The sequence below is a fragment of the Herbaspirillum sp. B65 genome (assembly GCF_000333555.1).
Lineage (GTDB): Bacteria > Pseudomonadota > Gammaproteobacteria > Burkholderiales > Burkholderiaceae_D > Herbaspirillum > Herbaspirillum rubrisubalbicans.
Genome location: NZ_BADI01000545.1, coordinates 1 through 8,595 on the forward strand (window position 1 = coordinate 1; position 8,595 = coordinate 8,595).

General features: G+C 63.4%; 9 protein-coding genes. 5 read left to right on the top strand and 4 right to left on the bottom strand.

Annotated features, from left to right (window positions below; all coding sequences use genetic code 11):
* Both I5W_RS13180 and I5W_RS13185 read right to left on the bottom strand, forming a co-directional pair.
* On the bottom strand, window positions 1–255 hold a 255-nt coding region (locus I5W_RS13180), incomplete at its 3' end, for a helix-turn-helix domain-containing protein (RefSeq protein ID WP_044529571.1).
* A 16-nt stretch (window positions 256–271) separates the two neighbouring features.
* Complete coding sequence (locus I5W_RS13185) at window positions 272–1,054, bottom strand: IclR family transcriptional regulator domain-containing protein (RefSeq protein WP_017452337.1); 783 nt, start codon at window positions 1,052–1,054, stop codon at window positions 272–274.
* 129 nt (window positions 1,055–1,183) lie between these two features.
* On the opposite strand from I5W_RS13185, the gene I5W_RS13190 reads away from it, so the two are divergent.
* The 5 genes from I5W_RS13190 to I5W_RS13210 all read left to right on the top strand — a co-directional run bounded on the left by I5W_RS13190 (window position 1,184) and on the right by I5W_RS13210 (window position 6,688).
* Complete coding sequence (locus I5W_RS13190) at window positions 1,184–2,065, top strand: 4-hydroxyphenylpyruvate dioxygenase (RefSeq protein ID WP_044529572.1); 882 nt, start codon at window positions 1,184–1,186, stop codon at window positions 2,063–2,065.
* 4 nt (window positions 2,066–2,069) lie between these two features.
* A complete protein-coding gene (locus I5W_RS13195) occupies window positions 2,070–2,915 on the top strand; it encodes a shikimate dehydrogenase family protein (RefSeq protein ID WP_044529573.1) in 846 nt (281 codons plus the stop codon).
* Window positions 2,912–3,784, top strand: a complete 873-nt coding sequence (locus tag I5W_RS13200; protein ID WP_017452334.1) for a sugar phosphate isomerase/epimerase family protein — start codon at window positions 2,912–2,914, stop codon at window positions 3,782–3,784. The genes I5W_RS13195 and I5W_RS13200 overlap by 4 nt, the downstream gene beginning before the upstream one ends.
* Before the next feature lie 290 nt (window positions 3,785–4,074).
* The gene (locus tag I5W_RS13205; RefSeq protein WP_017452333.1) at window positions 4,075–5,217 is read left to right on the top strand and encodes a porin; all 1,143 of its coding nucleotides are present in this window, start codon (window positions 4,075–4,077) and stop codon (window positions 5,215–5,217) included.
* A gap of 73 nt (window positions 5,218–5,290) precedes the next feature.
* The gene (locus tag I5W_RS13210; RefSeq protein WP_044529574.1) at window positions 5,291–6,688 is read left to right on the top strand and encodes an MFS transporter; all 1,398 of its coding nucleotides are present in this window, start codon (window positions 5,291–5,293) and stop codon (window positions 6,686–6,688) included.
* A gap of 91 nt (window positions 6,689–6,779) precedes the next feature.
* Here I5W_RS13210 and I5W_RS13215 read toward each other — a convergent pair whose 3' ends face one another.
* Both I5W_RS13215 and I5W_RS13220 read right to left on the bottom strand, forming a co-directional pair.
* Window positions 6,780–8,300, bottom strand: a complete 1,521-nt coding sequence (locus I5W_RS13215; protein WP_044529575.1) for a cytochrome c — start codon at window positions 8,298–8,300, stop codon at window positions 6,780–6,782.
* A gap of 8 nt (window positions 8,301–8,308) precedes the next feature.
* On the bottom strand, window positions 8,309–8,595 hold a 287-nt coding region (locus I5W_RS13220; RefSeq protein WP_044529576.1), incomplete at its 5' end, for a GMC oxidoreductase.

Genomic DNA, 8,595 nt, shown 5'->3' on the forward strand with positions numbered 1-8,595 from the left:
CTTCGCTGTGCAGTAGCCCAGGTGTTCCAGCGTCAACAGGTAGCGCCGCGCCGCCGTGCGCGAGAGGCCGGTGCGGGCCGCTACCTGGGCCGAGGTCATGCGCTGGTTGTCGTAGTCGAAGGCTTCCAGGATCAGCAATCCCTTTTCCAGCCCGGCGATCCAGTCGCGCCGCGACAGGCCGCCGGTGCTGCTGTCTTCGGTTTCTGCTGATGTTGCGGTTGTTGCGGCTGCTGCGCTGTGGTCGATCTCGCTCATCGTCCAGGCTCCCTCTTCATACCCACATCATCAAGGTATTGGCCGTGGTCTGCAGCGCCGGCAGGCCGCGCGCCAGGGCGTCTTCGCGCGAGCAGGCGGCCAGGTTGGAGGTCACGCTCAAGGCGCCGATGACGCGGCCACTGCGGTTCTTGACCGGGATGGCGATGCCGCGCATTCCCATCTCGAACTGGTTTTCGGTGATGCCATAACCCTGCTTGCGCATGGTGAGGATTTCCTGGAACAGCGCGGCCTTGTCGGTCATGGCCATGTGGGTGTGCGGGATCAGGGTCACGCGTTCCAGGTAGGCCTGGATCTCGGCGTCTTCCCGCATCCCCAGCAAGACCCGGCCGGCGGTGGTGGTGTAGGCCGGCAGGCGGGTGCCGGGTTCGAAGCCGGCATTGACCAGTTGCGCCGCCGTCACCCGGGTGACGTAGACGATCTCATCGCCATCGAGCAGCGAGAAATTGGTGGATTCCTGCAATTGCTGCGTGAGCCGTTGCAGGAAGGGCACCACCGCACGCGGTACGCGCGCCGACTCCAGGTAGGACTGGCCCAGGTTCAACAGGCGCGGCATGAGCCAGAACTTCTTGCCGTCCGAGGCCGCCATGCCGGTATGCACCAGCGTCAACAGGTAGCGGCGCGCCGCGCTGCGGGTCAGGCCCACGCGCTCGGCCACTTCGCTGGCGGTCAATTGGGGGGAGTCGCTGTTGAAGGCGGTGATGACGTCGAAACCCTTCATCAATCCTTCGATCAGGTCACGCTTCTGGATGTCCAGGTCTACCGGGCTTTGGTCGATCATCGTAAAAAATATCCAAAAATGAGTGATTGGCGAACATCTTGCGCGATTATCGCACGTTTGGCCTCATTTTAGCCTTTTGGTGGGGGTGGGGCTTGGCTATACTCGGCTCCGAGACAAATCATCGGGATCATGATGAACACCATAGAAAACAATCCTGTCCCCACCAATCCGCTGGGCATCGATGGCATCGAGTTCATCGAATACGCCACCACCGAGCCGCTGGCGCTGGGCGCCGTGCTGCAGCGCATGGGGTTCGAGCAGGTCGGCCGGCACCGTTCGCGCGAGGTGGTGCTCTACACCCAGGGTGGGATGAACGTGATCGTCAATGCCGACGTGTCGGCCTGGTCCGGCTTCGACCATGAGGTGCAGGCCACCAACCTGAGCGCCATCGCGCTGCGGGTGCGTGATGCCAACGAAGCCTATCGCCGTGTGACCGAACTGGGGGCCTGGCCGATTCCGACCCGGGCTGGGGCGATGGAATTGAATATTCCGGGCGTGCATGGCTGTGGCGACTCGATCATCTACTTCGTCGATCGCTATCGCGACTTTTCCATCTACGACGTCGATTTCAAGCCATCCAGCCAGGAACGCCGCACCACCACGGCGCTCTCGGGCTTGCATTTCTTCGGCCTGGTGCAGGCGGTGGGGCCCGATCGCACGCGTGAGTGGATCGACTTCTATTCCACCCTGATGGGTTTTTCGGTGCTGCCGGAAGGGCAGTTCTTCGGCATCCTGCCCAAGGGCACATTGCTGGCCAGCCCTTGCCGTCAGTTTTACATCCAGTTGGTGGAGCCGCCCGAGGGTACCGAAGACATCCATTGGGAAGAAGAATGGCTGCGCCTGGGCCTGGGCACGCCCGACGTGTTGCAGGCGGTGCGGCAATTGCAGGAGCGCGGCGTGATCTTCGTCGACCGCGCCCCCACCCAGATCAGCGAGCGCGGTGCGCTCACCCAGCTCTACAAGGGCGGCGTCAGTTTCGAACTGGTACGCAGCCAGAAAGACAAGAATTGAGATCATGAAGGAAATCACAGGCACCACCCGCATCTTCCCCGTCATCGGCTGGCCGGTGGAACAGGTCAAGGCGCCGACCCTCTTCAATGCCTACTTCAAGCATCACGACCTGGATGCACGCGTCATCCCGTTCAAGATCGAGCCGCAGCGCTATTGCGAAGCGGTGCGCATGTTCATGAAGACGGAAAACGTGGGCGGCATCTTCGTTTCCATCCCGCACAAGCCCATGACGCTGGAGGCGGTCGAGCAAGCCACCCTGCGCGCCCGCGTGGCCGGCGCCTGCAATGCGGTGTATCGCGATGCCCAGGGGGTGATCTGGGGCGACCTGATTGATGGCGAGGGCTTCATCCGGGCGCTGGCCCGTACCGCCGGCGAGCAGCCGCTGGTGTGGAATCGCACGCGCGCCCTGGTGGTGGGCACCGGTGGCGTCGGTTGCGCCATCGTGGCGTCGCTGGCGGCACAGGGCGTGGCCGAGATCAGTGTCTTCGATACCAATCGCGCCGGCGCCGAAGCCTTGCTGGCACGGGTGGAAGCAGCCTTCCCGGCGACCCGGGTGCGCTTTGCCCAGCCCGACGCCAGCGGTTTCGATCTGTTGGTCAACTGCACTCCGCTGGGGATGCATGTGGGCGACCCCATGCCCTTCGCGCTGGAAGGCGTGAACCGCCAGGCCATCGTGGCCGATTGCGGTATGAAGATCGAGATGAGCCAGTTGCTGGTGCAGGCCCAGGCCCAGGGGTGCCGCATCCAGAAGGGCAAGGAAATGCTGATCGAACAGGCGCCACTGTATCTTGAGCTGTTCGGCTGGCCGGGCGTGTCGGCGGATGACTTCCGCGCATTGGAGGCATTGTGAACCTCGATCATTTCGGCATGGATACCATCACCCTGCCGGGTGGACTGGAGTCCAAGTTGCAGGCCTCCAAGGCGGCCGGCTTCTCGCAGATCATGCTGTGGTCCAAGGATCTGGTGGGCCATCCGGGCGGGCTGGACGCCGCCGTCAAGCTGGTGCGCGACAGTGGCCAGCGGGTGACCGGCATCCAGGTCATGCGCGACTACGAGGGCTTGCAAGGCACGCTGCACGACTACAAGGTGGACGTGGCCAAGAACCTGCTGCAAATCTGCAAGGCGGTCGGTTCGCCCTTGCTGCTGGTGTGTTCGTCCACTTCGCAACATGCCAGCGGCGATGCGCGCCACATCGCGCGCGACCTGGCCAAGCTGGCCAACCTGGCGGTGCCGCTGGGCATCCGCGTGGGTTTCGAGGCGCTGTCCTGGGGCCGCCACATCAACCAGTACATGCAGGCTTGGGAAGTGGTGGAGATGGCCGACCATGCCAATCTGGGCGTGGTGATCGATTCCTTTCATATTCTCGCCAACCGCGGCGCGCTGGAAGACCTGGACGCCATTCCTGGCAAGCGCATCGTGATGGTGCAGTTGTCGGACTTCATGTGGCGTGAAATCCGCACCCCCGAGGAGCGGCTGGAGACGGCGCGCCACCTGCGCGTCTTCCCCGGCGAGGGCGAGCATTCGCTGGAGCTCTCGGACATGGTGCGGCGCCTGCATCGCAGCGGTTATCGCGGCGACTACAGCTTCGAAGTGTTCAATGATGATTACCTGCAGATGTCGCCGGCCGTGGTCGCCGAGCGGGCAAGGCGCTCGGCCAAGTGGGTCACCGATCAGGTGCTGCGACGCGGATTGCGGGTGCGTGAACCGGTGGCAGCCTGACGCCGGTTTGCAGCAGTAGCGCCGGCTCGCCAAAACAATAACGATTGCGAGCGGGTTTGAGGATGTCGTCCCGGTGCCGGGCCGCATCAACACAACAGAGGAGACGACATGACAGCACAGCATCCCCCATCCTGATTTCGCTCCGGCATGATGGCCGGCGCAGTTCCCCGTTCTTGCCATTCCCGCATCGATGATGCACGCCTTGCCCTGCCTGGGCAGGGCGGGCTCTTGCCCGTGGGAAGGCTGATCCACTTCATCACAAGCATAACGACAACAGAGATCATCGAGACATGAAGCAACTATCCTTACGCACGCCGGTGGCCATGGGCCTGCTGCTGGCCGCTTCCGGCACGGCGTTGGCGCAGAGCGCCAGCAACGTCACCCTGTACGGCACCGTGGACCAATACCTGGGCTACATGCGCAGCAGCAGCGGCAAGAGCCTGTGGGCCCTCAACGATGGCGCCATCCTGCGCAGCCGTATCGGCTTGAAGGGGTACGAAGACCTGGGCGCTGGCTATGCGGCCACCTTCACGCTGGAAAACGGTTTTTCGGGGGACACTGGTGGCCTGGCCGACAGCAGCCGCCTGTTCGACCGCCAGTCCTGGGTCGGCATCAAGACCCCGGCGGCCGGCGAGTTCCGTATCGGACGCCAGAACAGCGTGCCCTTCTTCATCGGCGGCGCCATCGACTATACCGAGCGCACCACCTACGGTTCCATCATCAATACCTTTGGCGTGCCTTCGCGCTTCGACAATGACCTGTCCTGGAAATCGCCGCGCTGGGCCGGTATCCAGTTCGATCTCCACTACGCCATGCCGGAGACCGCAGGCGAGGGATTGGGGCGGCGTGGTGTGTATCAGCTCGGGGTGGATTACACTAGCGGCCCGTATCGTGCCGGTTATGCCGGATTGATGGCAAAACCCAATGCCGGCGGCCGCTACGACAATACGGTGCAATACCATAACGTGTATGCCGACTACGACTATGGCCCGGGCAAGATCTACCTGGCCTACGTGCGCAGCAACAACACCACCGCCAACGCCAATGGCAACAATGCCGCGACCATCCTCAACAATGTCAGCAACCCCAATAATTTCTTTGCCGGTAACGATCCCAATATCCAGCGCTTCTACCATGTCTACCAGATCTCGGCGGACTATCGCGTGACGCCCCAATTGCGCATCGGCGCGCTCTACGGGGTCATGGTCGATACCTCCCACAAGGAGGGCGGCGCCCAGGGGGGCAACATCGGCGCCTACTACGACCTGTCCAAGCGCACCACGCTGTATGGCTTTGCCAACTACATGAAGAACCAGGCCAATGCCGGCTGGCGCTTCAGCGGTTCGGCCGGGCCGGGCAGCAACCTGGCCGGGGCCGACATCAATGGCAAGAGCCTGGTGGGCCTGCAGATGGGTATCCTGCATCGCTTCTGAATTTCTTCATTTTTCCGGCAAGCCGGCCCGCTCCACCAGGGCGGCTTGCCCAGCATCACCCGACGGAGACATCATGCAATCCTCACATACCAACGATCACACGCAGCAGAGCAAGAAGGCCGCCGCCAGCGGCTGGATTGGATCGGCGCTGGAATACTATGACTTTTTCATCTATGCCACGGCCGCCTCGCTGATCTTCCCGCAACTGTTCTTCCCCAAGGGCGATCCGACCACCGCCATCATCGCCTCGCTGGCCACCTATGGTGTGGGCTACGTGGCGCGTCCCATCGGCGCCTTCGTGCTGGGCCACCTGGGCGATACCCACGGGCGCAAGAAGGTGCTGCTGTGGTGCATGTTCCTGATGGGTTTTTCCACCATCGGGGTGGGCTTGCTGCCGACCTATGACCAGGTCGGCCTGTGGGCGCCGGCGCTGCTGGTGCTGTTGCGTCTGGCGCAGGGCTTTGCGGTGGCCGGTGAAATTTCCGGGGCCAGTTCCATGATCCTGGAGCACTCACCCTTCGGGCGGCGCGGTTACTACTCCAGCTTCGCCTTGCAGGGCGTGCAGGCCGGGCAGATCCTGGCCGCCGCCGTGTTCCTGCCACTGGCGCACTACATGCCCACCGAGCAGTTCAATCTGTGGGGCTGGCGCATTCCCTTCCTGTTGAGTTTCCTGGTCATCATCGTTTGCTGGATCATCCGCCGCAAGGTCGATGAAACCCCGGTCTTCAAGGCTGCCGACCAGCAGGAACTGAAGCGCCGCTCGCCGGTGGTGGACGCCTTCCGCGATTGCACGCCCAATATGCTGCGGGTGGTCTGCATGGCCTTGATGAACGTCATTCCGGTAGTGGCCACCATCTTCGGTGCTGCCTATGCAGTGCAGCCGGCCTATGGCGTGGGCTTTGCCAAGGATGTCTATCTGTGGATTCCGGTGGTGGGCAATATCGTGGCGGTGCTGGTGATTCCCTACGTGGGCAAGCTGTCGGACCGCATCGGTCGCCGCCTGCCCATCGTCGTCGGCTCGCTCCTGGCCGGGCTGTTTGCCTTCGCCTACCTGTATGCCATCAGCATCCGCAATGTCGAACTGGCCTTCGTCATGTCGATCCTGATGTGGGGTGTGGTGTACCAGGGATATAACGCCGTGTTCCCCAGCTTCTTCCCGGAACTGTTCCCGGCTCGTGCTCGCGTGTCGGCCATGGCCATCGGCCAGAACCTGGGTACGGCGATCACCGCCATGCTGCCGGCGCTCTTTACTGCGGTGGCGCCGCCGGGGGCCAGCCACATCTGGCTGACGGTGGGTAGCATCGCCTTTGGTATCACCATCGTGGCCGCACTGGCGGCCATGTCGGCCCGCGAGACCTATCGCATCCCGCTGGAAAAACTGGGTGAAGCCGATGCCCAGCCACTGCCGCGCAATGAGTACGATCGCTTGCGTGCCGAGGCCGAGCTGCAAGGGCGCTACGCCAAGTCCTAACATGGTCTGAAGCGGCGCTCGCAAAAACAAAAACGCTGTTCCCTGATGAGGGGAACAGCGTTTTTGTTTTATTTCATTTATTTAATTTATCTTATTTCCAGTCGTGCTCGGGATCGATGCGCGGACGGCGGGCCATCATCAGGCCCAGCAACAAGAGCAGCAAGATCAGCACCACGGCGGCTCCGATGCCGATACGCGCGAGCAGCAGGAGCGAAGAGCGCGGGCCGCCCTGGCGGATCATCTCCACGTCCTCGACCTTGACCTTCAGCTCGGGCTTGCCGTAGTACTTCAGCAGGTAATTGGACAGCGCCGCCACGTCTTCGTTGGAAAGCTTGTTGAGGGCATTGGGCTGGTCGCCGAAGGGCGGCATGAAGACATGCCCACCCTGGGCCGTCTTGCGGTCCACGCCGTAGAGGATGGTGGCGATCAGGTTGTTGGCATTGACGCCCGCCGTGGCCGAGTTGTGGAACAGGCTGGGGTAGTAGCCATCGCGGCTGCCCTGGCCGTTGTAGCCATGACAGGAAGCGCAACTGCCGGAGAAGATGCGCGCGCCGCGGATTTCCTCGGAGCTCTCGGCGTTGAGCGTGCGGCCCCGGAACTGCGCCAGCGCATTGCCGGCCTGGCCCTGGTCGAAGCGGTTGCCCAGCGTGGCTGGCGTGCTCTGGGTCGGGCCGATGGCCGGGGTCTCCTTGATGTAGACGGCGATGGCGCGCAGGTCGTCCGCGGTCAACTGGGAGAAGCTGTGGGTGATCGCCTCGGCCATGCTGCCGGCGGCCTGGGCGCGGCCTTCCAGGCGGCCGGTCTGGAGATAGGTGATCAGCTCATCCTCACTCCAGCTGCCGATGCCGGCGCCGGGATGCGAGGTGATGTTGGGCGCGTACCAAGGAACGACCTGGGCGCCGGACAGCGCCAGGTCGGCCTTTTCCTGCATCAGGAAGCCGCGTGGCGTATGGCAACTGCTGCAATGCGCCGGCCCTTCGGCCAGGTAGCGCCCACGCAGCCATTGTGCCGAATGCTGGGGCGCCGGCGGCAACGGCTGCTGTTTCAGGAAGAGCGCATTCCAGAGCTTGAGCGACCAGCGGAGATTCATCGGGAAGGGCAGCTCGGTCTGGCGCGGGGCCGCATCGACCGGCGCTACGCCCTTCATGAAGTAGGCATACAGCGCCTCGACATCGGCATCGGTCAGTGCCGCATAGGCGGTGTAGGGCATGGCCGGATACAGGTTGGTGCCATCGGCACGCACGCCGCGGCGCAGGGCGGCGGCGAACTGGGCCTGGCTGTAGTTGCCGATGCCGTGCGTCTTGGAGGGCGTGATGTTGGTGGCGATGATCTCGCCCACCGGCGAGGCAATAGCCAGGCCACCGGCCATGGGTTTGCCATGCGGTGCAGTGTGGCAGGCGATGCAATCGGAGGCGGTAGCCAGGTAGCGGCCACGCTCGATCAATGTTTCTTGTGCAGAGGGCGCGGCAGCTGGTGCCGGCGCGCTGGTAACCGGGGTGGCGGCGGGACTCGTGTTAGCGCTAACATCGAGGTTGGCCGACGCGGGTGTCTGGGCCAGGGCGGAGGTGGACAGCAAGGCGCTGGTCAGGCCGATGAGAATCAGTGTCTTCATGCTCGGCCTCAGGCTTTCTGCAATTGACGCAGGATGGCATCGGCCGCCTTCAGGCCCAGTGCCGCCATGCTCAGGGTGCTGTTACCGCAGGCGGTGCTGGGCATGGCGCCGCCACCGGGCAGGAACAGGTTGTCGTGGTCATGGGCGCGGCAGTCGGCATCGACCACCGAGTTGGCCGGGTCGCTGCCCATGATGGTGCCGCCCATGATGTGCTTGCTCTGGGCGAACTTGGGGCTGATCTTGATATCGGTGGCGCCCATGGCCGCGGCGATCTTGTGGCCGATGGCAGGGAATA